This is a genomic window from Cupriavidus sp. MPR-AND1C (genome assembly GCF_058809705.1).
In genome coordinates this window covers 18,184-42,238 of record NZ_JBXASU010000054.1, presented here as the reverse complement: position 1 = coordinate 42,238, position 24,055 = coordinate 18,184, and the positions used below count along the sequence as shown (strand labels likewise).

At 66.7% G+C, this 24,055-nt stretch carries 23 protein-coding genes and 1 tRNA gene; 13 read left to right on the top strand and 11 right to left on the bottom strand.

The window, feature by feature from the left end; genetic code table 11:
- Window positions 1-23 precede the first annotated feature (23 nt).
- The 6 genes from AC1RWI_RS25020 (at window position 24) to AC1RWI_RS24995 (ending at window position 5,635) form a co-directional block, all read left to right on the top strand.
- Window positions 24-386, top strand: a complete 363-nt coding sequence (locus AC1RWI_RS25020) for a DUF485 domain-containing protein (RefSeq protein ID WP_043344978.1) — start codon at window positions 24-26, stop codon at window positions 384-386.
- A complete protein-coding gene (gene actP / locus AC1RWI_RS25015) occupies window positions 383-2,023 on the top strand; it encodes a cation/acetate symporter ActP (protein WP_492869415.1) in 1,641 nt (546 codons plus the stop codon). The genes AC1RWI_RS25020 and actP overlap by 4 nt, the downstream gene beginning before the upstream one ends.
- A gap of 208 nt (window positions 2,024-2,231) precedes the next feature.
- The gene (locus AC1RWI_RS25010; protein ID WP_043344975.1) at window positions 2,232-2,828 is read left to right on the top strand and encodes a TetR/AcrR family transcriptional regulator; all 597 of its coding nucleotides are present in this window, start codon (window positions 2,232-2,234) and stop codon (window positions 2,826-2,828) included.
- Window positions 2,829-2,873: 45 nt separating this feature from the next.
- Window positions 2,874-3,797, top strand: coding sequence for a LysR family transcriptional regulator (locus tag AC1RWI_RS25005; protein WP_492869413.1), 924 nt, complete (start codon window positions 2,874-2,876; stop codon window positions 3,795-3,797).
- Window positions 3,798-3,974: 177 nt separating this feature from the next.
- Complete coding sequence (locus tag AC1RWI_RS25000; RefSeq protein ID WP_492869411.1) at window positions 3,975-5,087, top strand: alkene reductase; 1,113 nt, start codon at window positions 3,975-3,977, stop codon at window positions 5,085-5,087.
- Between the two features lie 155 nt (window positions 5,088-5,242).
- Window positions 5,243-5,635 carry a hypothetical protein gene (locus tag AC1RWI_RS24995; RefSeq protein WP_492869409.1) on the top strand — a complete coding sequence of 131 codons (393 nt, stop codon included), beginning with the start codon at window positions 5,243-5,245 and terminating at the stop codon, window positions 5,633-5,635.
- Window positions 5,636-5,912: 277 nt separating this feature from the next.
- On the opposite strand, the gene AC1RWI_RS24990 is transcribed toward AC1RWI_RS24995, so the two are convergent.
- From AC1RWI_RS24990 to cysS, 6 genes are all read right to left on the bottom strand, one after another.
- Window positions 5,913-6,006 (bottom strand) — tRNA-Ser (locus AC1RWI_RS24990).
- A gap of 150 nt (window positions 6,007-6,156) precedes the next feature.
- Window positions 6,157-7,407 carry an aspartate kinase gene (locus AC1RWI_RS24985; protein ID WP_043344971.1) on the bottom strand — a complete coding sequence of 417 codons (1,251 nt, stop codon included), beginning with the start codon at window positions 7,405-7,407 and terminating at the stop codon, window positions 6,157-6,159.
- 140 nt (window positions 7,408-7,547) lie between these two features.
- Complete coding sequence (tilS, locus tag AC1RWI_RS24980; RefSeq protein ID WP_492869406.1) at window positions 7,548-9,014, bottom strand: tRNA lysidine(34) synthetase TilS; 1,467 nt, start codon at window positions 9,012-9,014, stop codon at window positions 7,548-7,550.
- Complete coding sequence (locus AC1RWI_RS24975; RefSeq protein WP_492869404.1) at window positions 8,980-9,951, bottom strand: acetyl-CoA carboxylase carboxyltransferase subunit alpha; 972 nt, start codon at window positions 9,949-9,951, stop codon at window positions 8,980-8,982. Before AC1RWI_RS24975 ends, tilS begins: the two co-directional genes overlap by 35 nt.
- 114 nt (window positions 9,952-10,065) lie before the next feature.
- The gene (locus AC1RWI_RS24970; protein WP_492869402.1) at window positions 10,066-11,004 is read right to left on the bottom strand and encodes a DNA-3-methyladenine glycosylase family protein; all 939 of its coding nucleotides are present in this window, start codon (window positions 11,002-11,004) and stop codon (window positions 10,066-10,068) included.
- Window positions 10,989-12,377: a cysteine--tRNA ligase gene (gene cysS / locus AC1RWI_RS24965; protein WP_043344964.1), complete on the bottom strand. Its 1,389-nt coding sequence runs from the start codon at window positions 12,375-12,377 to the stop codon at window positions 10,989-10,991. Before cysS ends, AC1RWI_RS24970 begins: the two co-directional genes overlap by 16 nt.
- Window positions 12,378-12,631: 254 nt before the next feature.
- Between cysS and AC1RWI_RS24960 the strand changes: the two genes are divergently transcribed.
- From AC1RWI_RS24960 to AC1RWI_RS24945, 4 genes are all read left to right on the top strand, one after another.
- Window positions 12,632-13,330, top strand: a complete 699-nt coding sequence (locus AC1RWI_RS24960; RefSeq protein ID WP_043344963.1) for a tetratricopeptide repeat protein — start codon at window positions 12,632-12,634, stop codon at window positions 13,328-13,330.
- 70 nt (window positions 13,331-13,400) lie between these two features.
- On the top strand, window positions 13,401-13,985 hold the full coding sequence (locus AC1RWI_RS24955) for a peptidylprolyl isomerase (protein WP_006163145.1): 585 nt from the start codon (window positions 13,401-13,403) through the stop codon (window positions 13,983-13,985).
- A 32-nt stretch (window positions 13,986-14,017) separates the two neighbouring features.
- Entirely contained in the window at window positions 14,018-14,518 is a 501-nt protein-coding gene (locus AC1RWI_RS24950; protein WP_006163144.1) for a peptidylprolyl isomerase, read from the top strand.
- 83 nt (window positions 14,519-14,601) lie between these two features.
- On the top strand, window positions 14,602-15,390 hold the full coding sequence (locus AC1RWI_RS24945) for a UDP-2,3-diacylglucosamine diphosphatase (protein WP_043344960.1): 789 nt from the start codon (window positions 14,602-14,604) through the stop codon (window positions 15,388-15,390).
- 68 nt (window positions 15,391-15,458) lie between these two features.
- On the opposite strand, the gene cysE is transcribed toward AC1RWI_RS24945, so the two are convergent.
- From cysE to AC1RWI_RS24930, 3 genes are all read right to left on the bottom strand, one after another.
- Window positions 15,459-16,202: a serine O-acetyltransferase gene (cysE, locus tag AC1RWI_RS24940; protein WP_006163142.1), complete on the bottom strand. Its 744-nt coding sequence runs from the start codon at window positions 16,200-16,202 to the stop codon at window positions 15,459-15,461.
- A 230-nt stretch (window positions 16,203-16,432) separates the two neighbouring features.
- Window positions 16,433-17,008: a PrpF domain-containing protein gene (locus AC1RWI_RS24935; protein WP_052494477.1), complete on the bottom strand. Its 576-nt coding sequence runs from the start codon at window positions 17,006-17,008 to the stop codon at window positions 16,433-16,435.
- A gap of 4 nt (window positions 17,009-17,012) precedes the next feature.
- Window positions 17,013-18,026, bottom strand: a complete 1,014-nt coding sequence (locus AC1RWI_RS24930; RefSeq protein WP_492869399.1) for an RNA methyltransferase — start codon at window positions 18,024-18,026, stop codon at window positions 17,013-17,015.
- A 137-nt stretch (window positions 18,027-18,163) separates the two neighbouring features.
- Between AC1RWI_RS24930 and AC1RWI_RS24925 the strand changes: the two genes are divergently transcribed.
- Window positions 18,164-18,985: an inositol monophosphatase family protein gene (locus AC1RWI_RS24925; protein ID WP_043344957.1), complete on the top strand. Its 822-nt coding sequence runs from the start codon at window positions 18,164-18,166 to the stop codon at window positions 18,983-18,985.
- A 73-nt stretch (window positions 18,986-19,058) separates the two neighbouring features.
- Here the strand turns inward: AC1RWI_RS24925 and AC1RWI_RS24920 are convergent, their stop codons facing one another.
- The gene (locus AC1RWI_RS24920) at window positions 19,059-19,775 is read right to left on the bottom strand and encodes a pyridoxamine 5'-phosphate oxidase family protein (RefSeq protein WP_082054814.1); all 717 of its coding nucleotides are present in this window, start codon (window positions 19,773-19,775) and stop codon (window positions 19,059-19,061) included.
- A gap of 146 nt (window positions 19,776-19,921) precedes the next feature.
- Here AC1RWI_RS24920 and pdxR point away from each other — a divergent pair, with 146 nt between their 5' ends.
- Window positions 19,922-21,397: a MocR-like pyridoxine biosynthesis transcription factor PdxR gene (pdxR, locus tag AC1RWI_RS24915; protein WP_043344955.1), complete on the top strand. Its 1,476-nt coding sequence runs from the start codon at window positions 19,922-19,924 to the stop codon at window positions 21,395-21,397.
- A gap of 165 nt (window positions 21,398-21,562) precedes the next feature.
- Window positions 21,563-23,530 (top strand): APC family permease, encoded by a 1,968-nt coding sequence (locus AC1RWI_RS24910; protein WP_492869396.1) that lies wholly within the window; start codon window positions 21,563-21,565, stop codon window positions 23,528-23,530.
- Between the two features lie 9 nt (window positions 23,531-23,539).
- Here the strand turns inward: AC1RWI_RS24910 and AC1RWI_RS24905 are convergent, their stop codons facing one another.
- A complete protein-coding gene (locus AC1RWI_RS24905) occupies window positions 23,540-23,965 on the bottom strand; it encodes a universal stress protein (RefSeq protein ID WP_492869394.1) in 426 nt (141 codons plus the stop codon).
- Window positions 23,966-24,055: the final 90 nt, after the last annotated feature.

Below are 24,055 nucleotides of genomic sequence, written 5' to 3'. Positions count from 1 at the left end.
CACCGCCCCCAACGGAGACAACCTTGGAACACACCGCCCCCACCTTTGCCGCAGCCGCCCGCGAAAGCGCCGCGCTCGCTGCGCCCCCACCGAATCCCCTGCTCGCCGATCCGGCATTCCAGTCCCTGGTAAGCGCGCGGCGCAGGTTCGCGTGGGCCCTGACCGCCATCATGCTGGCGGTGTACTTCGGCTACATCCTCACGCTCGCCTTCCGGCCCGCGCTGCTGGGCCGGCAACTGACCCTGGGCCAGCCCATGAGCGTGGGCATTCCCGTGGGCTTCGGCATGTTCGCGCTGACCTTCCTGCTGGTTGCGGTGTATGTGCATCGCACCAACACCGTGTACGACCAGCGGATCAGCGAAATCAAGCAAGGGGCAGCAAAATGAAGCAAGCCAACCTCTGCGCCATCGGCGCGGCACTATTGCTCACCTCCTTGCCAGCCTTTGCGGCGCCGGGCTCGGTGGGCCAGGGCATGAACGTCATCGCCATCGCCATGTTCCTGATGTTCGTCGCCGCCACGCTCGTGGTCACGCGCTGGGCGGCCAGGAGCAACCACAGCGTGGCCGACCACTATGCGGCGGGCGGCAAGATCACAGCCCTGCAGAACGGCTGGGCGATTGCCGGCGATTACATGTCGGCGGCCTCCCTGCTGGGCATCTCCGCGCTGGTCTTCACCAGCGGCTACGACGGCCTGATCTACTCCATCGGCTTTCTCGCCAGCTGGCCGATCATCCTGTTCCTGATCGCCGAGCCACTGCGCAACCTGGGCCGCTTCACGCTGGCGGACGTGGTCTCCTACCGCCTGCGGCAGCGCCCCATCCGCGCATTTTCCGCGTCCAGCTCCATTGTCATCGTGCTGCTGTACCTGGTGTCGCAGATGGTGGGGGCCGGCAAGCTGGTGGAGCTGCTGTTCGGCTTCAGCTACACGGCGGCGGTCGTGCTGGTCGGCGTGTTGATGGTGGTCTATGTGTTCTTCGGCGGCATGCTGGCCACCACCTGGATCCAGATCATCAAGGCGGTGCTGCTGCTGGCGGGCGCCGCTTTCATGGCATTCATGGTCATGAGCCGCTTCGGCTTCAGCCTGAATGCGCTGTTCGCGCAGGCCATCGAGGCCCACGGCAAGCATGCGGCCATCATGCGCCCGGGCGGTCTGGTCTCCGATCCTGTCTCGGCGGTATCGCTCGGCCTGGCGCTGATCTTCGGCACCGCCGGCCTGCCACATATCCTGATGCGCTTCTTCACCGTTGGCGACGTCAAGGCGGCACGCAAGAGCATCCTGTACGCCACCGGCATCGTCGGCATCGGCTACGCGCTGATCATCATCATCGGCTTCGGCACCATCGCGCTGGTCGCCAGCGATCCGGCCTACCACACACCTGCCGGCGCGGTGATCGGCGGCGTCAACATGGTGGCCGTGCACCTGGCCCATGCCGTCGGCGGCAACCTGTTCCTCGGCTTCATCTGCGCGGTGGCGTTCTCGACCATCCTGGCCGTGGTGGCGGGGCTGACGCTGGCCGGCTCCTCCGCCATCTCGCACGACCTCTATGCCAAGGTTCTGCGCCAGGGCAACGCCACCGACAAGGAGGAGATGCGCGTCTCCCGGATGACCACGCTCGTGCTGGGCGTACTGTCTATCCTGCTGGGCATACTGTTCGAGAAGCAGACCATTGCCTTTATCGTCAGCCTGACCTTTTCGATCGCCGCCAGCTCGAATTTCCCGGTGCTGCTGCTGTCGATCTACTGGCGCGGACTGACCACGCGGGGCGCTGTGGTGGGCGGCTCTCTTGGTTTGCTGAGCGCGGTGGTGCTGACGGTGCTGAGCCCGACCGTGTGGGTGCAGGTGCTTGGCCATGCGCGCGCCATCTACCCCTACGAATATCCGGCGCTGTTCTCCATGCTGGTGGCCTTTGCCGGCATTTACGTGTTCTCGGTCACCGACCGGTCAGCGCGCGGTGCGCGCGAACGCGGCGCCTTCAACAATCAGCTGGTCGATTGCGAGCTCGGGCTGGTCAAGCCGCAGTAGGTCCCGTGTCCTGTGCTGCCGGCCCCACGGCCGGCAGCCCGGCCGCGCCTCACAATTTATCACCCGATTGGTACAATGCCGCAAACGCTCCGCACGGGACGTGCCTGTCACAGGTGAACGAATGAAACGAGACGCAACGCCGCCGGAGACCCCAGCCCCGGTCAAGACCGCGAAACGGCTGCTCCCCGAAGAGCGGGAGCAACAGATCGTGCAAAAGGCCATCGAGCACTTCACGCGCAACGGTTTCTCCGGCAGCACACGCGATCTCGCCAAGCAGATTGGCGTCACCCAGCCTTTGCTGTACCGCTACTTCTCCAGCAAGGAGGCGCTGATCGACCGCGTCTACAGCGAAGTGTTCCAATGGCGGCCCGACTGGGAACGCCAGATCGCCGATCGCGCCACGCCGCTGACCGAACGGCTGTATGCGTTCTACCTCGACTATGCGTCCGTGATCCTGCGCGAGGAATGGATCCGGGTTTTCATCTTTGCCGGCCTCACGCGCGAAGGCATCAACAACAAGTACCTCAACAAGCTGCGCAGCAAGGTCTTCCTGCCCGTGCTGGCCGAAGTTCGCGCCGCGTACGGCATCCCGGAGCCGCGCAATGCGGCCGAGCTGGAAGCCGAGGTCGAGTTGATCTGGGGCCTGCACGCGGCCATCTTCTATCTCGGCGTGCGCAAATGGGTCTATGGCCTCAAGGTGCCCGCGGACATCGGCGCCGTGATCCGCCGCAAGGTGGACATGTTTCTCCACGGTGCGCCTGCCGTCATGCGCTCCCTGCGCGCGCCCGACAAGCCCGGCAACTGAGCCCCTGCAGGGATAGACGGCACTCTTACCGCTGGAGTCCTACCTATGGACAAGCTGCTGGCATTGAAGCTGTTCGTCGAGACGGTCGACGCCAAGGGGTTCTCCTCCGCCGCGCGCCGGGTCAACCTGGCCACGTCATCGGTGACCCGCATGATGGACAGCCTGGAGGAGGAGCTGGGCACCGTGCTGCTGAACCGGTCGACACGGCAGGTGACGGTGTCCGAGGCCGGCGCGGCCTATTACCAACGGGCGCGCAAGATCCTCGACGCGGTGGCGGAAGCCGACGCGCTGATCGCCGACCGTGGCGATACGCCGGTGGGCCAGCTTCGCGTGTCGCTGCCGGTGGCGTTCGGGCGCCGCTGCATTGCGCCGTTCCTCGGCAGCCTGATCGCGCAGTATCCGAAGCTGGAACTGGAAGTCACGCTGACCGACGAGATTGTCGACCTGCTTGGCGAACGCATCGATCTATCCATCCGCCTGGGCAGCGCCGCGTCGCTCGACGAAGTGGTGGCGCGTCAGATCGGCACGTTCCGGCGCAGGGTGGTGGCAAGTCCTGGCTATCTGCAGCAGCGCGGCATCCCCACCGCGCCGGCGGAGCTGGCCGGGCACGCGTGCCTGCGCTTCACGTACGGCGCGGGCCAGCAGATGTGGACCTTGCTGCGCGGCACCGAGGAAATCCGGGTGCCCGTTCCGGGCACCTTCAAGAGCAACAACGCCGAAGTGCTGCGCGAACTGGCGCTGGCCGACGGCGGCATCGCCCTGCTGCCCGACTGGCTGGTCGACGACGATATCCAGAGCGGACGGCTGACCGCGCTCCTGGAAGACTGGACCGTCAACCCCAACCGCGCCAGCTCGGCCATCTCCGCGCTTTACCTGCCCAACCAGCGCGGCTCGCGGCGCATCGCCGCCTTTCTCGACTTTCTCTCGCGGATTCCCGGGCCGACCGGCCGGAGCGAAGCAGGCGGCTGACGCCTCCACCCCGTCCCCCATCCCCTTGCCGCCAGCGCAACGCAACGTTGCGCTGTAGCCCGATTCTCCGGCGACGGGTTAGCACCTAACCTTCAGGTCAGCTCTTTTCGAGACAGCCAGCGCAGCGCGAAGGCAAGCCTGCTGCCGCCGACCCATCGCACCTGACGGAGAACCACCGTGACCCACCATCTCTTCACCCCCGTTCGCCTCGGCAACCATACCCTGGCGCATCGCGTTGCCATGGCGCCGCTGACGCGCTCACGCGCCGGCCAGCCCGGTAACGTCCCCACCGACATGAATGTCGAGTACTACCGGCAGCGTGCCGGCGCGGCGCTGATCGTCACCGAAGCCACGCAGATCTCGCAGCAGGGGCAGGGCTACGCCTGGACACCGGGCATCCATAGCGAGGCGCAAATCCAGGGATGGCAAGCGGTCAGCGACGCCGTGCATGGGCAAGGCGGCGTCATCTTCATGCAACTGTGGCACGTCGGCCGCGTCTCGCACCCGGTGTTCCAGCCCGGCGGCGCGCTGCCAGTGGCGCCCAGCGCCCTGCCCGTCCCCGGCAAGACCTTCATTATCGACGCGCAGGGCAACGGCGCCTGGGGCGACGTGCCTGTGCCACAGGCGCTGACCCTGGCCGGCATCCACGATATCGTGTCCGACTACCGGCACGCCGCCCGCAACGCCATGGCTGCCGGCATGGACGGCGTGGAGATCCACGCGGGCAACGGCTACCTGCTCGACCAGTTCATCAACTCCAACAGCAACCAGCGCGACGACGCCTACGGCGGCAGCATCAAGAACAGGGCACGGCTGCTGCTGGAGGTGGTGGACGCAATCGCGGCGGAGGTCGGGCCCGCGCGCGTTGCCGTGCGGCTGACGCCCATGGGGCGCTTCATGGGCATGGGAGATGCGTCGCCCGAAGAAACCTTCGGCTACATCGTGCGCCAGCTCGACACCCGGGGCCTGGCCTACCTGCACCTGGTCGAGCCGGCCATGGTCGGCACCGTCAAGGAGGAGCACGCCGATCCCCGCTGGGACGCGATCATCCAGCAATTGCGCGCGGCCTACCGCGGCGTGCTGATGCTGGCGGGCGGCTACGGCCGCGACACCGCCGAACACGCGCTCGCCAGCGGCCGCGCCGACATCATTGCCTTCGGCCGCCCGTTCATCGCCAATCCCGATCTGCCCGCCCGGCTGCGCGGCGGCCTGCCCTTGACCGCACCAGATGCCACGTCATTCTTCGGCGGCGGTGCTGCAGGCTACACCGATTATCCAGCTGCGGCGTGAATGCGGGTGGCCGGTAGGCGAACGGCGCGCTCGGCCGGGTCGCGCACCTCCCGCCCTCGCCATCGCGCCGGCACACCACCCTCTCACACTTTGGTTTGGGCGTCACAGACCACCCGTCTGATTGTTGCCGCTCAACACGGCTCCTACCATGCGAGTTGAGCCGCGCCTACCCGCCGCTGCCAAAGGTCCCGACGCATGGAGTGCGCGCCTCGGGCATCTATCGAAACAAGGATGCCCGCAATGAACCGGCATCGACTCCCGATCCCTTCCTGCAGCTGATCCAGGACTACGCAGCGCCCCGCATGCGCTTTGGCCGCGCCGTGCTGCTAGGCGATGCCACCTTCGTGGTGCGTCCGCATACCGGCGCGGGCGCGGGCAAGGCGGCAGCCAATGCCGTGGCCCTGGCGCGCGCGCTGCAGGCCGGCGGGGAGCGCATCGACGACGCACTCGCGGTGTGGGATCGAAGCCAGTGGGCCGTGGACAGGCGCCTGGCCCAGTGGGGCATCTCGCTCGGCCGGCGCATCATGGGCGTGATGCAGCCTGACTGACCGGCGCGATCGATTCGTGCGCGGTCGATGGCCCGGTCCTTGACGCTGAAGCGGCGCAAGATCTCTCGCTTGCCAACGACGCCATGCGGTCCATCGGCACGCGCTTGCGCAGGTCGTGGATGCCGTCTCGGCGGGCGAGGTACATGCTGGCTCCCGGTCAGTCTGTGTCAGATACACATGCGCACACACGCGGGAGCAGCAATGAAACGGGGAGCACAAAAAACAAAACCCCGGAAGACCGCAATCTTCCGGGGTTCCGCCGCCAATACTGATGTAGTGGCGGAGACGGAGGGATTCGAACCCTCGATCCAGGTTTTGGCCCGGATGCTCCCTTAGCAGGGGAGTGCCTTCGACCTCTCGGCCACGTCTCCCAAATCTGCCGTTGTGTGAGGGAGGCCACACAACGAAGCGCGTATTCTATCGGTCAGATTTCAATTGGTCAACGGTGATTCGATGACTAATTGAAAAAACTTGCACAGCCCGTTAGAAGCGCAGACCGCACGCGGCCTGCCTTGCATGGATCACGCCTGATCCAGCTCGAACACCTTATGCAGCGCGCGCACGGCGAGCTCCATGTACTTCTCGTCGATCAGCACCGAGATCTTGATTTCCGACGTGGAGATCATCTGGATGTTGATGCCTTCTTCGGACAGCGTGCGGAACATCTTGCTGGCGATGCCGACGTGCGAGCGCATGCCCACGCCGACGACCGAGACCTTCGACACCTTCGGGTCGCCCGATACGCTGGCGGCGCCGATGTGCGCCTTCACGCTATCGTTGAGGATGGCAAGCGCGCGCTGGTATTCGCCGCGCGGCACGGTGAAGGTGAAGTCGGTCTTGCCGTCGACGGACTGATTCTGGATGATCATGTCGACGTCGATGTTGGCGTCGGCCACCGGGCCCAGGATCTGGTATGCGATGCCGGGCTTGTCGGGCACGCCCAGGACGGTGATCTTCGCCTCGTCACGGGCAAAGGCGATGCCGGAGATGACGGCTGCTTCCATTTCAGAATTTTCCTCAAAAGTGATCAGCGTGCCCGAGTGCATTTCTTGCTCGAGGGGCATCAGGGGGTCGGTGAGCGACGACAGCACGCGGGTCTTCACGCGGTACTTGCCGGCGAATTCCACCGAGCGGATCTGCAGCACCTTGGAGCCCAGGCTGGCCATTTCCAGCATTTCCTCGAAGGTGATCTGGTCCAGGCGGCGAGCGTCTTCCACCACGCGCGGATCGGTGGTGTAGACCCCGTCCACGTCGGTGTAGATCAGGCATTCCTCAGCCTCGATGGCAGCGGCGATCGCCACGGCCGAGGTATCGGAACCACCGCGGCCAAGCGTGGTGATGTTGCCGTTGTCGTCGATGCCCTGGAAGCCCGTGACCACCACCACGCGCCCGGCGTCGAGATCGGCCAGGATGCGCTCGTCATCGATGGACTCGATGCGGGCCTTGGTATGGGACGAGTCGGTCTTCACCGGCACTTGCCAGCCGGTGTAGCTGATCGCGTCGACGCCCTCGCTTTGCAGCGCAATCGCGAGCAACGCGGAACTGGCTTGCTCGCCGGTGGCGGCCAGCATATCCAGCTCGCGCGGGCTCGGCTGCGCCGAAATTTCCTTGGCAAGGCCAAGCAAGCGATTGGTCTCGCCTGACATGGCCGAAGGCACCACGACTACGCGGTGACCTGCACGATGCCATTTGGCAACGCGCTTGGCGACATTCTTGATGCGTTCCGGAGAACCCATCGAAGTGCCACCGTATTTGTGAACGATGAGAGCCATCTGTTTGTCGACACCAGCGATTGTGCAAACCCTTGAAAATACACGAAGGGGAGCCCCAAGGCAAGGTGTGGGCGGCTCGGACGACGGCCACGCAAGTGGCGCGCGAGGAATATTGCGGGCGGAAAGCGGCCTGCCGAGGCTTACTCGGCGGCTGCGCCCTGCCCGGGCGATGCGACCGGCTCGACCCACTCGACCCATTCGACACGCCAGCGCGGCGCGGCCGGCGCATCCGGCCAGCGCCGGTGCATGCCAAGGCCCGCCGCGAACACGAGCTGATCGCCCGACCACAGCAGCGGCAGCCGCGCACGCCGCGCCATCGGCACGCCAGCCTCCTGGTAGGCCTGCTTGAGCGCGCGCGCGGGTCCGCCCGGGCGCAGCACGATGCGCTCGCCGCCTTGGCGCGCGGCGAGGCGCAGGGGCCGGTGCAGCATCGCCTCCGGCAGGCCGAAGGTATCGTCGCGCCTAAAGCGCAACTCACCGTGCCAGGCAGGCACGGCCAGGCGTGCCTCGCCCTGCCAGTGCAGCGCCAGGTCTTCAGACTCGATGGCCGGCCCCGCGCGGCGGGCCAGCACGCGCCCCCTGAAGCGATGCAACATCAAGGTCTCGTGCTGGATGGCAGGCTCGCCGCCTTCATGCTCGATCAGTTGCGCGCGCATGGCGGACAGCCGCGCGGTGGACGGGGCCTGCGTGCCAAGCTCGCGCAGCCACAGCCGCAGCACGGCGTCGGCCTCGGCCGGCGGCAGCGCGCGCAGTCCGGCAAGATCGAGTTCAGCCAGCGTGCTGGCATCGCGTGGCGTGCGCACCAGCCCCGCCATCCATTGCGTAGCCAGCGCGTCGAGCAATTCGCCGGCCTGCGCCAGGTGAGCAGCAGCTTGCGCCACGTTGGCGCGCAACGCGGGAAACGCCGCGGCCAGCGCGGGCATGTGCTGCCGCAGCGCGTTGCGGGCGAATCGGGAATCGTCATTGGAAGGATCATCGATCCAGGGGAGCGCATTCACGGCGCAGTACGCATCGATGTCGTCGCGACCGACGTCGAGCCACGGGCGCAGCAAGACGATCTGCTGCCTCGCCCCGAGCCTGCGCAGGCTCGGCATGCCGCCAAGCCCGGCCAGCCCGGCGCCACGGAACAGGCGCAGCAGCACCGTCTCGACCTGGTCGTCCAGGTGATGGGCAAACAGCAGCAACTCCGCCCCGGCCTCGTCGCACATGGCTTCGAGCGCAGCGTAGCGCGCGCGGCGCGCCGCCGCCTCCAGCCCTTCGCCCCGCCCCTGGCTGACCGAGACACGCTGGCTGTAAAACGGCAGTTGCCAGTCGGCGCACAGCGTCGCGCAGAACACGTCCCACTTGTCCGCCTCAGCCTGCAGGCCATGATGCACATGCAGCGCCACCACGCGCAGCGGCAGCGACGACGCCACCACCGCCGCACGCAGCGCGTGCAGCAGCGCGACCGAATCGCGTCCGCCGGAGAGTGCCACCGCCACCGTGCCTGCCCGTGCGCCGCCGCCAGAAACAACAAAGGCCGCACCGGCCTGAAGCGCCTGTGCGACCTTGTCGGTCAAGCCGGCGGACGGGTCAGCCCGGTGCGCCGGTTTCCTTGAACTTGCCATAAGCCAGCAGACGCTCATTGCGACGCGCTTGCAACTCCTTCACGCTCATGCCCTGGAACTGGCGCAGCGAATCGGCCAGCGAACGCTTGAGCATGGCGGCCATGCCCTTGACGTCGCGGTGCGCGCCGCCCAGCGGCTCGCTGACGATCTTGTCGATCAGGCCAAGCGCCTTGAGACGGTGCGCGGTCAGGCCGAGGGCTTCGGCAGCTTCCGGCGCCTTCTCGGCGGTCTTCCACAGGATGGAAGCGCAGCCTTCCGGCGAGATCACGGCGTAGGTGGCGAACTGCAGCATCTGCACCACGTCACCCACGGCAATCGCCAGTGCGCCGCCCGAGCCGCCTTCGCCGATGATGGTGGCGATCAGGGGCACCTTGAGGCCCGCCATCACGTAGAGATTGTGACCGATGGCTTCGGACTGGCCGCGCTCTTCGGCGTCGATGCCGGGGAATGCACCCGGGGTGTCGACGAAGGTGAAGATCGGCAGGCTGAACTTGTCGGCCAACTCCATCAGGCGCTTGGCCTTGCGGTAGCCCTCGGGCTTGGGCATGCCAAAGTTGCGCATCGCGCGCTCTTTGGTGTCGCGTCCCTTCTGGTGACCGATCACCATGCACGCCTGCCCGTTGAAGCGGGCCAGGCCGCCCACGATGGAGAGATCGTCGGCAAAGTTGCGGTCGCCGTGCAGTTCGTGGAAGTCGGTGAAGATCTCCCGCACATAGTCCAGCGTGTAAGGACGCTGCGGGTGCCGGGCGATCTGTGCCACCTGCCATGGGGTCAGGTTGGCGTAGATGTCCTTGGTAAGCTGCTGGCTCTTGCCGGCCAGCCGCGAAATCTCTTCGGAGATATCGACAGCCGAATCGTCCTGCACAAATCGCAGTTCTTCGATCTTTGCCTCGAGTTCGGCAATCGGCTGCTCAAAATCTAGGAAGGTGGTTTTCATGAGACTCGCGTACCTGTCTGTGAAGGAGCGCATTCTACCGGAATTCGCCCACTAAACCGCAAGTCTGCGGATGCAGTCTCGCGCACTTCCATGCAAATTTTGCTGCCTTCCAGCCTAATACGTCACAGGCAGGGGATCAAGACTGCGCCACATGTACCAGGTGGCGACGGTGCGCCAGGGCTCCCAGTTGGCCGCCACCTCGCGCGCCTCGCTGCGCGTGACGGGCTCGCCACTGAAATAATTTGCCGAGATGGCGTTGATCAACCCGACGTCATCGAGCGGCAGCACATTGGGCCGCATCAGGTTGAACATCAGGAACATTTCGGCGGTCCAGCGGCCAATGCCGCGGATCTGCGTCAGCTCCGCGATGACGGCTTCGTCATCCATCTCGGTCCAGCTATTCACATGCACGCGCCCTGCCTTGAAATGCTCGGCAAGGTCGACGATGTATTCCGCCTTGCGGCGCGACAGGCCGCAGGCGGCCAGGTTGTCGTGCCCCGCCTTGAGCATCTGCGCCGGCGTGAGCTTGGGACAAACCGCCACCAGCCGCTCCCACACCGTCTGCGCGGCCTTCACCGAGATCTGCTGGCCCACCACGGAGCGGGCCAGCGTGATGAACGGGTCGCCGCGCGAGATCAGGTGCGCGGGGCCGTAGGTGGGGATCATCTTGCGCAGGATGCGGTCGCGCTTCATCAGGTCGGCGCAGGCCTCGTCCCAATAAGCCGGACGCACGGCATCCACCACCGTTTCGACCGGCAGGGGCAGCGCCTCGGCTTGCGGCAGCACGGGCGCCTTGGCCGCGCGCGTGCCGGTCTTGAGGGCGGGCTTGCCGTCCGCCTTGAGCACCGGGCCAGGTGACTTGCCGACAGCCTTGGCGGCCGCTTTCACAGGCCTGGCAACTTTCGCCGCCGGGCTCGCCTTCGGCGACTTTGCAGGCAGCTTCGCGGGCGCCGGCGGCTTGGCCGCGGGCTTGGCCTTGGTGGTCGCAGCAGTCTTGGACGGCGCCGCGGGCGTCGCCGTCTTGCGCACGGCAGCGTTCAAGCGCGCCTCCACTCGGTAGCACCGCCGGGCTTGTCCTCGAGAACCACGCCGCCCGCCAGCAACTCGGCACGGATGCGGTCGGCTTCGGCAAAATTGCGCTCGGCCTTGGCCTGCTTGCGCGCCGCGATCAGCCCCTCGATCTGCTCCGGCTCCAGGCCATCGGCCGGCTTGCCGCCTTGCAGGAACGCATGGGCGTCGCGCCCGAGCAGGCCCAGCGTGGCGGCCAGGCCCTTGAGCTGGCGCGCCATCGCGCCGGAGCCGGTGCGATTGACTTCGCCCGCCAGGTCGAACAGCACGGCCATGGCGATTGGCGTATTGAAGTCATCGCCCATTGCATCGACAAAGCGCCGCGCATGCGCCTCTTCCCAGTCCAGCGGCAGGACATCGGGCTGCACGTCCTTGAGCGCCGTGTACAGGCGCGTCAGCGAGTGACGAGCGTCTTCCAGGTGGACATTGCTGTAGTGCAGCGGGCTGCGGTAGTGCGCGCGCAGGATGAAGAAGCGCACCACCTCGGCGTCGTACTCCTTGAGCACATCGCGGATGGTGAAGAAGTTGCCGAGCGACTTCGACATCTTCTCGTCGTTGATGCGCACGAAGCCGTTGTGCATCCACAGGTTGACGAACGTCTTGCCGCTCGCGCCCTCGGACTGCGCGATCTCGTTCTCGTGGTGCGGGAACTGCAGGTCGGCGCCACCGCCGTGGATGTCGAAATGCTCGCCCAGCAAGGCGCAGCTCATCGCCGAGCACTCGATATGCCAGCCCGGGCGGCCCGAGCCCCACTTGGAATCCCACTTGCTTTCGGCGGGCTCGCTTTCCTTGGCGGACTTCCACAGGACGAAGTCGAGCGGATCGTGCTTGGCTTCGTTGGTGGCCACGCGCTCGCCGGCGCGCAGGTCCTCCAGCGACTTGCCCGACAGGCGGCCGTAGTTGGGAAACTTGCGCACGGCGTAGTTCACGTCGCCATCGCTGGCGTGGTAGGCCAGGCCGCGGGCTTCGAGCTTGCTGATGATGTCGAGCATCTGCGGCACGTAGTCGGTGGCGCGCGGCTCATGGTCCGGGCGCTGGATGCCGAGCGCGTCGGCGTCTTCGTGCATGTAGCGGATGAAGCGGTCGGTCAGCGCGCCGATGGTCTCGCCATTCTCCGCGGCGCGGCGAATGATCTTGTCATCGATGTCGGTGATGTTCTGTACATACGTCACGTCGTAGCCGGCGGTGCGCAGCCAGCGCTGCACCATGTCGAATACCACCATCACGCGCGCATGGCCGACGTGGCAATAGTCGTACACCGTCATGCCGCAGACATACATGCGTACACGGCCGGGTTCGATTGGCACGAAAGGCTGCTTTTCACGCGCGAGCGTGTTGTAGATATTCAGAGGATGCATGAAACGAGGTGAATGGATGAGGGATTGGCGCCATTGTCGCGCCATTCGCGAGACCGGCAACTTGCGCCAACGCAAAGCCTGGCGCGACCCATATCTTACCGGAAGCGCCCGAGCGCGGCAGGCCGTCGCCCGCCTTGCACCTCGCCACGGCCAAGCCGGCTCGGGCCGGGCCAGCGCAGGCCGGCGCGCCGATACCCGGGCCGGCATGGCCGCGCTTTGCTAGAATGCCGCGGAGTATAACGGACCGCCCTTACATGAGCCTGTTCCTGCCCACCCTAGCAACCGTGTCATCCCAGCCCGCGCGCCAACGCATTGCGGCCGCCTCATTCGCCCTGGCGGCGATCCTGGCAGGCCTCCTTGCCGTAGCGGGGCCTGCGCGCGCGCAGAACGGTCCGCTATCGCTCGCGGTGCCGGCCACGACACCAGGCGGCGTGCGCTCGGCCGACCCTGGCATGGCGGACGCCGAGAAGGCGGCGGCGCATCAGCAATACGGCGAGGCCATCGACCGCTTCGACCGCGTGCTGGCCACCAACCCGCGCAATGCCCAGGCACGCTTCGAGCGGGCCTGGGCCCTGGCCCAGGCCGGGCGCGAGGACGAGGCCATCGCGGCGCTGCAATCCATGGCCCAGGACTTCCCTGAGTTGCCCGAACCGCACAACAACCTGGCGCTGCTGTACGCCAAGCGCGGGGACTTGAAGCGCGCCGAAGCGGAATTGCTGATCGCGATCGATGTCAAACCCGATTTCGCCGTGGGCTATGCCAACCTTGGCGACGTCTACCGCCGCCTGGCCGAGAATGCCTACCGCAATGCACTGCGGCGCAATCCCAAGGATGCGGGCGCCGCTGCCAGCCTCAAGCAATTGCAGCCTGTCGAGGCCATCCAGCCGCCGGCAGACGGCGCCCGAGGGCCAGGCGCGGCAGCCAGCAAGCCGGCCACGGCGCCCAAGCCTTAAATACCTTGCCCAACGGGCCGGGCCGCTACCCTGCCAGGCCCTATCGTTTCCCCGATCCACGGAGTCAAGCATGATCTTTTCGCGTCGCCTAGTCCTTGCCGGCATCGCCGCCGCAGCCATGGCGCTCTCGCCGCTGGCCGCGCAGGCACAGCAGACGAAAACCGAACGGGTGCAGTTCGTCACCAGCGCCGGCAAGTTCACGCTCGAGGTTTATCCGGACGCCGCGCCCAAGACTGTCGCGAACTTCATGGAGTACGTGAAGAGCGGCTTCTATAGCGGTACCATCTTCCACCGCGTGATCAATGGCTTCATGGTGCAAGGCGGTGGCTTTGACCGCGACATGAAGCAAAAGCCCACGCGCGCGGCGATCCCGCTGGAAGCCCAGAACGGGCTGAAGAACAAGGCCGGCACGGTGGCCATGGCGCGCACCAGCGATCCGAACTCCGCCACCGCCCAGTTCTTCATCAATGTGGTGGATAATTCGAGTCTCGACTATCCGTCGCCGGACGGTAACGGCTATGCCGTGTTCGGCAAGGTGGTGGAAGGCATGGATACCGTCGACAAGATGAAGAACGCGCCCACCACCTCGTATGGCCCGATGCGTAATGTGCCGGCCACGCCGATCGTGATCGAGTCGGCTACTGTCGTCAAATAACCGCCGAACAAACACCGAACAAAGGAACGCAAATGTCCAAGGTAGAACTCCACACCAACCAGGGTGTCATCACCATCGAACTCGACGCTGAAAAGGCACCGAAGTCGGTTGAGAACTTCCTGTCGTATGTGCGCAAGGGCCACTACGACAACACCATTTTTCACCGCGTGATCAAGAACTTCATGATCCAGGGCGGCGGCTTCGAGCCCGGCATGAAGCAAAAGGGCACCGATGCCCCGATCGAGAACGAAGCCGGCAACGGCCTGAAGAACGATCGCTACACGGTTGCCATGGCGCGTACCAACGCACCGCACTCGGCCACCGCGCAGTTCTTCATCAACGCGGTCGACAATGACTTCCTGAACTTCACCTCGCCGACCCCGCAAGGCTTCGGCTACGCCGTGTTCGGCAAGGTGACCGACGGCTCCGACGTGGTCGAGAAAATCAAGGGCGTGCGTACCGGCAGCGCTGGCTTCCACCAGGACGTGCCGCTCGAAGACGTGGTCATCGAAAAGGCCGTGGTGGTCGAATAAGCCACGGGCCATCACCGGGACACGTTCCACCGGGCCCCGCGGGGTCGCTCCATGCCGTCAGGCCAGCATCTCTTTCCAACAGCATGACTGTGACCCCATCCACGCCGGCGGCCGGCGCCCTTGCGGTGCCTGCGCCGGCGTGGTTCATTTCCGACCTGCATCTCACCCCCGGCATGCCGCGCACGCTGGCCTCCTTCGAGCACGTGCTCGAACGCGCGGCGCAAGAGGCGCGCGCCCTGTTCATCCTGGGTGATTTTTTCGAATTCTGGGTTGGCGACGAAGAAACCGACAGCCCCTTCGCGGCGCAGGTGGCCGCCAGGCTGCGCCAGCTTGCCGAACGCGGCGTCCAGGTCTACCTGATGCACGGCAACCGCGACTTCCTGCTGGGGCAGCGTTTTGCGCGCGCCGCTGGCGCCACCTTGCTGCCCGACCCCACCGTGATCGACTGCGCCGGCCAGCGCGTGGTGCTCAGCCACGGTGACATGCTGTGCACCGACGACGAGCGCTATATGCGGTTTCGCCACTGGACCCGCAAGCGCTGGGTGCAGCGGGTATTCCTGTCGCTGCCGTTGACGCTGCGGCTGCGCGTGGCGCGCCGCCTGCGCGCCGATAGCGAAGCGGGCCGCACGCAAGCCCGCCGCGACGCACCGCCAGACTACGGCGACACCACGCCGCAAGCCGTGGCTGCGCTATTGCGCGCCAGCCAGGCCCCAGCCCTGGTGCATGGCCATACGCACCGCCCCGCCCGGCACGAGAGCCCGGAAGGCGTGCGCTGGGTGCTGACCGACTGGGACCTCGACGGCAAGCGGCCACGCGCCGCCGTGCTGCAACTTGACGCGGGCGGATTCAGCGTGCTGCCACAAGTAAGCTGACGCCGAATCTCCCGCTGCGCTTTATCGACCGACTTTATCGACCAGCTTCATCGACCTGCTTCATCAAACTACTTCATCAGCTTGCGCAGCTCGCTCGCATCGAAGCGGTCGTTCGGCGTGTTCTCGAGATGCTCGCCGAGCCGGTCCAGCGCGGCCATCACGGTCTCCAGCCGCTCGTGCTGTTGCGCCGCGTTGTCGATCAGGCTCTTGAGCGCCAGCGAGACCGGGTCGTCTGCGTTCGGCGTGATGCCATAGGCGGAGAACTCCTGCTTGGCGCCCTGCTGCCCGCTGGGTGCGTCCGGCAGGATGATGCGCGCCGGGATGCCGACCGCGGTAGCGCCCGGCGGCACCGGCTTGAGCACCACAGCGTTGGAGCCGATGCGCGCGCCGTCGCCGATGGTGTAGCCGCCGAGCACCTTGGCACCGGCGCTCACCACCACGTTCGCACCTAGCGTGGGATGGCGCTTCACCCCCTTGTAGAGCGAGGTCCCGCCCAGGGTCACGCCCTGGTAGATGGTGCAGTCGTCGCCGATCTCGGCGGTCTCGCCCACCACCACCCCCATGCCGTGGTCAATGAACACGCGCCGCCCCACCTTGGCGCCAGGGTGGATCTCGATACCGGTGAAAAAGCGGGCCCAGTGCGAGATCCAGCGGCCCAGCCAGTGAAACCCTGCATTCCAGCAGGCGTGCGCGAAGCGATGGAACACCACGGCGTGAAAGCCGGGATAGCAGGTCAGTACCTCCAGACGGCTGCGTGCGGCGGGGTCGCGCCGCATGATGGCGTCGATATCTTCCTTCAGGCGAGTGAACATCTTGGTCGTGTCGTGTTGCCACGCCGTGCGCCGCGCGCCCTGGGCCAGGGCTGGCGCGATCGCCGGCATGGTCATTGGCCGGTGAAAACGGGATCAGGGAGTGTAAGAGATTTGCTGCCCTGCTGCCGTCATGGACATTGGCTGCAATGGCGCCGGCCGCCCCGCGGAACATGCCGGACATGTGAGGCATGTTGGATCTGCGGGATCTGCGGGACCGGCGGCGCCTGCCATCAACATCGCTCGGGCACGTGCACCAGGCCGGTCATCAGGCGGCGCGCGCTGGTGGAGGGCAACGACCCACTGGCCGGCGCGAGATAGTCGAGCACGATCCCGTCCGCCGCGAACGGCAGGCCGTCCTCGGCAAAATCGCCATCCTCGAGCGGATGGCCATTGCGGCAAGGCACGCGGGCAACGACGGCCTGGCCCGCGCTCAGCAACCAGATGCGCACCGTGGTGACGCTATCGCGCGCCGGCACGAAACCGCGCCAGATCGCGAACGGCGCCGCCGCGGCCAGCAGCTCGCCGCCATTGCCGGCCCAGTCGATCCGCGGCTCGCCGATGGCCACCGCGCCGAACAGGCAGTCCACATCGCAATCGGGACGCTGCGAGGGGCGCACCAGCACGACATGGCTGGTGTTGGCGGTGGCGCCACCCATGCCATCGCTCTGCCGGCCATGCGGATCGGGCGAGCCGATCACGCGCAGCAGCACGGCATCGCGGTCGCCCGGATCGGTGGGCAAGTCGTCAGCCAGGAAGAAGACCCCTTTGCTGGTGCCGCCACGCATGTAGTAGGCCGGAATCTCCACCTGCTCACTTCTCCTGTTTGGTTGGCGCCCGTGCGTCTTGGCCTTGCGTGGCTGCCAGCATGTGCTTGGCAATGCCCCGCAGGATATTGACCTCCTCGCGCTCCAGCCCGCTGCGCGCGAGCATCCGGCGCAAGCGCGGCATCAGCTTCTTCGGGCTAGCCGGATCCAGGAAGCCGATGGCTTCCAGCCCTGACTGCAGGTGGCCGAACATGGCCTCGATCTGCTCGGCCGTGGCCGGTTCGCCAGCATAGCCGATCTCGGCGAGCGGCGTCGCCCTCACCTCCAGCAGTGCCAGGCGCATCTCGTAGGCCACCAGTTGCACGGCCTGGGCAAGATTGAGCGAGGTGTAGGCGGGATTGGCGGGAATGTGGGTGACTGCCGAGCAGCGGTCGACCACCTCGTTGGGCAGGCCGAAGCGCTCATTGCCGAACACAAAGGCAATGTGGGCGCCGGCGGCTTGCGCGCCTTGCGGGGTGGCTTGCAGGGCGGCTTGCAGGGCGGCAATGCGGGCACCGGCCTGCGCCACCGCGTCGCGCGGCAGCAAACGGGGCGGCCCGAACTCGCGCTGGCGTGCCGTGAGCGCCACTGCGTAGGCGGTACCGGCCAGCGCGGCCTCGATGTTGTCGACGATCACCGCGCCTGCCAGTACGTCGTCGGCGCCGCTGGCCATGGCGATGGCATCCGGATGCTGGCGCACCGCCGGCTCACGTGGCGAAACCAGCACCAGGCTGCCCGGCGCGGCGCCGAAGCCCATGGTCTTCATGGCCCGCGCGACGGCGCCGACATTGCCGGGATGGCTGGTCTCGACCAGCACGAAACGCACTGCGGCAAACGCGGCGGGGGCCGTCAGGGCCGCATCGGCTGCCGGCCCTGGAGCGGCAGCGGAAACTCCCTGGCAAGGCGCGCCAGATGGCGGATCAAGGTCCGGACCGGCCTGGGTGGCGGGGGCTGCGGCGGGGGCGCCGTTGGCGTCGGCGCTCGTCTGGTTCTGCGGGTTCATATACAATTCACGCTTCATCTTCGGTGCGCCGCCCGTTTCATGCGGTAGCGACGCGCCCGTTCTTCTACAATCCGTTGTGTTGTCAGCCGCCCCAAAGGGCAGCGCGCCGGCCTTTTGCGCCAGGCCGCGCACCCTTGGCCGGCCTGGAGAGATTCATGCATCCGATGCTAAATATTGCCGTCAAGGCAGCCCGCAAGGCAGGTTCCGTCATCAACCGCGCGTCGATGGACATCGACCGGGTTCAGGTATCTCGCAAGCAGCACAACGATTTCGTCACCGAAGTCGACCGCGCCGCCGAGGCAGCGATCGTCGAGATCATCCGCACGGCCTATCCGGATCACGCCATTCTAGCGGAAGAGTCCGGCCAGTCCTGGGCCGAAGGCGAAGAACCCACCAGCGAATACGTCTGGGTCATCGACCCGCTCGACGGCACCACCAACTTCATCCACGGCTTTCCCCAGTACGCGGTCTCGATCGCCCAGCTGCACAAGGGCGTGCCGGCACAAGCCGTCGTCTACGACCCGGCGCGTGACGAACTCTTCACAGCCAGCAAGGGCGCCGGCGCGTTCCTGAACAACCGCCGCATCCGCGTGTCGCGCCGCGACAAGCTGGCCGACTGCCTGATCGGCACCGGCTTCCCCTACCGCGACATGGAAGGCCTGGACCAGTACATGGAACTGTTCGCGCTGATGACGCAAAGCTGCGCCGGCCTGCGCCGCCCTGGCGCCGCGGCGCTCGATCTGGCCTATGTGGCCTGCGGCCGCACCGATGGCTTCTTCGAGCAAGGCCTGCACCCGTGGGACATGGCCGCCGGCATGCTGCTGGTGACCGAGGCCGGCGGCCTGGTGGGCAACTACGCCGGCGAAGCGCGCCAGCTCGAACAAGGCGAAGTGCTGGCCGGCAACCCCAAGGCGTTCGCGCAGATGGTGCGCCTGCTGTCCCCGTTCTCGGTGGACAACGCCAAGCCGGCCCGCTAAGCACCCCGGCAACAACGCAGCGCGATGGCGTCGCGGCGTGAAGGCGCTGCGATGGCCATGGCGTGCTGCCGCCTCAAGCATCCACCGTGACCGCCCTGCCCGGCATCGTCTCGCCGGGTGCCTCGGCCATCGCCTCAGCACAAACGCACTGCCCCCAGCTTCGCACATAGTCCGGCACGCTGGGCTGCACGCCATCCGGCACCGGCCGCTGCCCCTGGAGGCGCAGCGGCAGCACGCCCGCCCATACCGGCAGCGCCATATCGGCCTCGTCATCCTTGGGCCCGCCGCTGCGGATCTTGGTGGCGGCTTCCTCCAGCCCGATGCGCAACACCGTGGTCGCCGCCAGCTCATTGGCATCCCCCGGCCTGGCTTGGCCCGAACGCCCCAGCGCAATGCGCTCCAGGAAGGCATCCATCGCCGCCGCCTTCGCTGCGCCAGCCACCACTTCAAAACTGCCGTAGATCACCGCCGAGCGGTAGTTCATCGAATGATGAAACGCCGAGCGCGCCATCACCAGGCCGTCGAGGTGCGTCACGGTGACGCAGACCTGGCTGCCTGTCGCGGCCAGCTTCAGCATGCGGCTGCCATTGGAGCCATGGATGTAGAGGTGCTCGCCCTCGCGCCAGCACGCGGTGGGAATGCAGTGGGTGCCGTGATCGTCGGTGAAGGCCAGGTGGCACAGGTAAGCATCGTCGAGAATCGCATGCAGTGTGGCGCGATCATAGTGGCCGCGATCGGCGACGCGCCGCACTCGGGTACGTTCGCTCGGCGGCATGGGTTTCTGGCTCATGGTGGCTCCTTGTCCTGGGGTTGTGGGTGCCGGCCGGCAATCTCGTTGCGTTACGGCGATGCCGCCAAGATAGGGATTTCGTGGCACCATGGCTAGACCCAGCCGGCATACGGTTTTTAGAACCACGAAACCACGGAAACCACGACATGGACTACGGCCTGCTGGTCTCTACCTTCAAGCGCCAGCTCGATGGCCGCAAGCTCACCCAGCAGCGGCTCTTGTACGAGTGCTTGCGCGGCGCCATCCTCGACGGGCGAATCGCCCAGGGCAGCCAGCTGATCGCCACGCGCACCCTGGCGGCGGAACTCGGCATGGCACGCAACTCCGTGATCTACGCCTACGAGAGCCTGGCGGCCGAAGGCTTCGTGGTACCGACGCGGCACGGCACCACGGTGGCGCGCGTGGGCCTGGTGCCGGCCGGCCACGGCACGGAGGCGGTCAAGCGTGTCGCCGAGTTGTCGCGGCGGGTGCGCGGGCTGCAGCGCGATGCCGACGACATGCACGACTTGCTGCCGTTCGTGCCCGGCGTGCCCGACCTGGATGGCTTTGCGCTGGCCGCGTGGCGGCGCAGCATCGAGCGCGCCTGGCGCCAGCTCGGCCCGCGCCATCTTGGCTACGGCAAGGTCGAGGGGCAGCCCGCGCTGCGCCACGCCATCGCCGAGTACCTGAAGGTCTCGCGCGGGGTGCGCTGCGACATGGACCAGGTCTTCATCACCGACGGCACGCAGACCAGCCTGGACCTGTGCGCGCGCATCCTGGCCGATGCCGGCGACACGGCCTGGATCGAGAATCCCGGCTACGGTGGCGCGCGGGCCGCCTTCCAGTCGGCCGGCCTCGTACTCGAGCCCGTGGCGGTGGATGCGGACGGCCTGGCGCCCCGCCCGGAGCAGTGGCGCGACGCCCCGCCCCGGCTGATCTACATCACGCCATCCCATCAGTATCCACTGGGCTCCATTCTCAGCCTGGAACGGCGCCTCAAGCTCATCGAAGATGCCCGCGCCGCCGGGGCCTGGATTGTCGAGGACGACTACGACAGCGAGTTCCGCCGCGGCGGCGTGCCGCTCTCGGCCGTGCAGGGGCTGAGCGAGGATGCGCCGGTGATCTACCTGGGCACGTTCAGCAAGACCATGTTCCCGGCGCTGCGCCTGGGCTTCATGGTGGTGCCGCGCTACCTGGCCGCGACCATCGCCGGCACGCTTGGCGAAATCACCCGGCGCGGCCACGTGGCCGAGCAGATCGCACTGGCCGACTTCATCGACAGTGGCCAGTTCGCCCGCCACCTGCGCCGCATGCGCCAGCGCTACGGACAGCGCCGCGACGCCCTGGAGGCGGCACTGGCGAAGCACTTGCGCGACAGCGTGACGGTATCGGCCAGCGCTGGCGGCATGCACCTGTCCGCGCGCCTGGAACTGCCGCTCGCCGACACCGTGGTCACCCGCGCGGCGCGTGCGCAGGGACTGATCGTGCGGCCGCTGAGCACCTACCGCTTGCCCGGCACGCCGCTGGCGCAGTACAACGGCTTCGTGTTCGGCTACGCCGGCGTGCCGGCCGGCGCCATCGACGGGCTGATCGCGCGGCTGGCCCAGGTGATCGACACGCTGCGGCGCGAGCTGGCGTCATAGCGCGGCCTCGAACCCGTTCTTGCGAATCGGCCCGCTTGCCGCCTACATTACTTGCAGGGAGTGCCGAGCTCCCGGTGCTGGCGCGCGGGCAGGGGCGCCGCCGGCGGCAAATTCCGGCGCCGCGCTTTCGTGCGCTGCGCCGCAGTCGCGTCCAGGGTGGCGAACATGACGGCATGGTCGAAGTGGTGGCGGCACCTGGCCGGAAAACCGCTCGATCCGCTCGCCCCGGAAACCCGCCACGCGATCGCCGTGGTGCCGGTGCTGGCCTGGGTGGGATTAGGCGCCGACGGGCTTTCCTCTTCGTGCTATGGGCCCGAGGAGGCATTCCTCGCGCTTGGCACCCATACGCCGCTGGCGCTCTTCCTTGCGCTGGCCACCGCCAGCACGGTATTCATCATCGCGGTCGGCTACAACCAGGTCATCGAGCTGTTCCCCACCGGCGGCGGCGGTTACCGCGTGGCCACGGCCTTGCTGGGGCCGCGTCCCGGACTGGTGTCGGGCGCAGCGTTGCTGGTCGATTACGTGCTGACCGTCGCGACGTCGCTGGCCAGTGGCGTCGACGCGTTCTTCAGCTTGCTGCCGGTAGAGGCCCAAGCCTTCAAGCTGGCCACCGATCTGGTGATCGTCATCATGATGACCGGGCTCAATTTCCGCGGCATGAAGGAGTCGATCCTGGTGCTGATGCCCATCTTCCTGGCCTTCGTGGTACTGCATCTCGGGCTGATCGTCTATGGCGTTGCAGCACACGGCGACCATCTCGGCGCGGTCGTGCCCAACGCCATTGGCGAGGCCTCCGGCATGTCCCAGGCGATGGGTCCGATCGTGGTGGCGGCGCTGCTGATGCGCGCGTTCTCGCTGGGTGGCGGTACATACACCGGGCTGGAGGCGGTCTCGAACAACGTGAACATGCTGGCCGAGCCGCGGGTGTCGAACGGCAAGTGGACGATGTTCTACATGGCGACCTCGCTGGCCTTCACGGCGGGTGGCATCATCCTGCTTTACATGCTGTGGAACGCAGCGCCGGTGGAAGGCAAGACGCTGAACGCCGTGGTCTTCGACCGCATCATCGACCATCTTGGCTTCGGCTCGGCATGGTCCCGCCATGCGCTGCTCGCGGCGCTGCTGGCCTCCGAGGCTGGGCTGCTGCTGGTGGGCGCGCAGACCGGCTTCCTGGACGGCCCGGCGGTGCTGTCGAACATGGCGGCGGACTACTGGGTGCCGCGGCATTTCCGCGACCTCTCCGCCCGGCTGGTGCGGCAGAACGGCGTCATCGTCATGGGCCTGGCCAGCTTGCTGATCCTGTTGTGGACGCACGGCCAGGTCGCGGTGCTGGTGGTGCTGTACAGCATCAATGTCTTTCTGACCTTCAGCCTTTCCTTGCTCGGCCTTTGCATCTACTGGTGGCGCCATAGCGGCGAGCCGCGCTGGATCGCGCGCTTCGCCCTGTCCCTGCTGGGCTTGTCGGTCACCGCCACGGTCCTGGTGATCACGCTGGTGGAGAAATTCACCGCTGGCGGCTGGCTGACCGTGCTGGTAACAGGCTTGGTGGTTGCGCTGTGCGTCTTCATCAAGCGCCATTACACGACAACGCGTGCCGAGCTGGCCCGGGCGGATGCCCTCTTCGCCGGCAGCCCGCCGCTGGTCGATGCGAGCCGCGTGCGGCCCCTCGATCGCAGCCTGCCCACCGCCATCGTCCTGGTGGGCAAGCACCGCGGCGTCAGCATGCATGCGCTGCTCTGGGTCGAGCGCCTGTTTCCCGGACACTTCAAGAACATGATCTTCCTCGCCGTGGGAGAGGTCGATGCGCAGAGCTACGAGGGCCAGGAAACGCTGCACCGCCTTCAACAGACGATTGGTGAGTCACTGCGCTATTACGTCGCCAATTGCCAGCGCCACGGCCTGGCGGCCGATTCGCGCGCGGCATTCGGCACGAACCCGGTGCTCGAGTTCATGACGCTGGTCGATGCGGTGACGGCTGAGTACCCGAACAGCGTCTGCTTTGCCAGCAAGCTGATCTTCCAGCACGTCAATTTCCTGACAGCCTGGTTGCATAACCAGACGCCGGGCGAGTTGCAGGAGCGGCTACACCTGCAAGGCAAGCAGATGGTGCTGCTGCCGATGAACGTAGCTTGATCGCGCGGCCTACTTGACCAGCGTCACCGGTACACGTGACATGCGTATCAGCTTGTTGGTCAACCGGCCCGCCAGCAGCGCGCCAACCGCCGTGCGCCCGGCAGTGCCCATCACGATAGCATCGCAGTCGTTCGCGGCCGCCGCCTGCGCAATGGTCTGCGCCACGTCGCCCACCTTGATCTGCGCCACATAGCTGGCCCCGGCGTCGTCCAGGATGCTGCGTGCATCGCGCAGCGCAGCCTCGCCGCTCGCCGCCTCCAGCTTGCGCAAGGCGGCCAGCGAGTGAAAGGCCGAAGCGCGGCCGGACTCCAGCGGCGGCTGGACATTGAGCAGGACTACCTCGGACACACAGCGGTCCCGGAACATGAAGGCAGCATGACGCACAGCATCCAGCGCGTGCGCGGAGCCGTTGACGGGTACCAGAACTCTCAGCATGTCGAACCCCTTCCCTTGTCTCGATCTTCGATCGTTTCAACGCCGGCGTGTATCTGCCGGTCATCACGATTCCATATAAGTTCGGATCCC

What these genes read in the sequence shown, in the direction of transcription:
- actP (WP_492869415.1), top strand. Translation starts at nt 383, where the DNA reads ATGAAGCAAGCCAACCTCTGCGCCATCGGCGCGGCACTATTGCTCACC.
- AC1RWI_RS25005 (WP_492869413.1), top strand. Translation starts at nt 2,874, where the DNA reads ATGGACAAGCTGCTGGCATTGAAGCTGTTCGTCGAGACGGTCGACGCC.
- AC1RWI_RS24985 (WP_043344971.1), bottom strand. Translation starts at nt 7,407, where the DNA reads ATGGCTCTCATCGTTCACAAATACGGTGGCACTTCGATGGGTTCTCCG.
- tilS (WP_492869406.1), bottom strand. Translation starts at nt 9,014, where the DNA reads ATGGCAAGTTCAAGGAAACCGGCGCACCGGGCTGACCCGTCCGCCGGC.
- AC1RWI_RS24975 (WP_492869404.1), bottom strand. Translation starts at nt 9,951, where the DNA reads ATGAAAACCACCTTCCTAGATTTTGAGCAGCCGATTGCCGAACTCGAG.
- cysS (WP_043344964.1), bottom strand. Translation starts at nt 12,377, where the DNA reads ATGCATCCTCTGAATATCTACAACACGCTCGCGCGTGAAAAGCAGCCT.
- AC1RWI_RS24960 (WP_043344963.1), top strand. Translation starts at nt 12,632, where the DNA reads ATGAGCCTGTTCCTGCCCACCCTAGCAACCGTGTCATCCCAGCCCGCG.
- AC1RWI_RS24955 (WP_006163145.1), top strand. Translation starts at nt 13,401, where the DNA reads ATGATCTTTTCGCGTCGCCTAGTCCTTGCCGGCATCGCCGCCGCAGCC.
- AC1RWI_RS24950 (WP_006163144.1), top strand. Translation starts at nt 14,018, where the DNA reads ATGTCCAAGGTAGAACTCCACACCAACCAGGGTGTCATCACCATCGAA.
- AC1RWI_RS24945 (WP_043344960.1), top strand. Translation starts at nt 14,602, where the DNA reads ATGACTGTGACCCCATCCACGCCGGCGGCCGGCGCCCTTGCGGTGCCT.
- cysE (WP_006163142.1), bottom strand. Translation starts at nt 16,202, where the DNA reads ATGTTCACTCGCCTGAAGGAAGATATCGACGCCATCATGCGGCGCGAC.
- AC1RWI_RS24930 (WP_492869399.1), bottom strand. Translation starts at nt 18,026, where the DNA reads ATGAAGCGTGAATTGTATATGAACCCGCAGAACCAGACGAGCGCCGAC.
- AC1RWI_RS24925 (WP_043344957.1), top strand. Translation starts at nt 18,164, where the DNA reads ATGCATCCGATGCTAAATATTGCCGTCAAGGCAGCCCGCAAGGCAGGT.
- AC1RWI_RS24920 (WP_082054814.1), bottom strand. Translation starts at nt 19,775, where the DNA reads ATGAGCCAGAAACCCATGCCGCCGAGCGAACGTACCCGAGTGCGGCGC.
- pdxR (WP_043344955.1), top strand. Translation starts at nt 19,922, where the DNA reads ATGGACTACGGCCTGCTGGTCTCTACCTTCAAGCGCCAGCTCGATGGC.
- AC1RWI_RS24910 (WP_492869396.1), top strand. Translation starts at nt 21,563, where the DNA reads ATGACGGCATGGTCGAAGTGGTGGCGGCACCTGGCCGGAAAACCGCTC.
- AC1RWI_RS24905 (WP_492869394.1), bottom strand. Translation starts at nt 23,965, where the DNA reads ATGCTGAGAGTTCTGGTACCCGTCAACGGCTCCGCGCACGCGCTGGAT.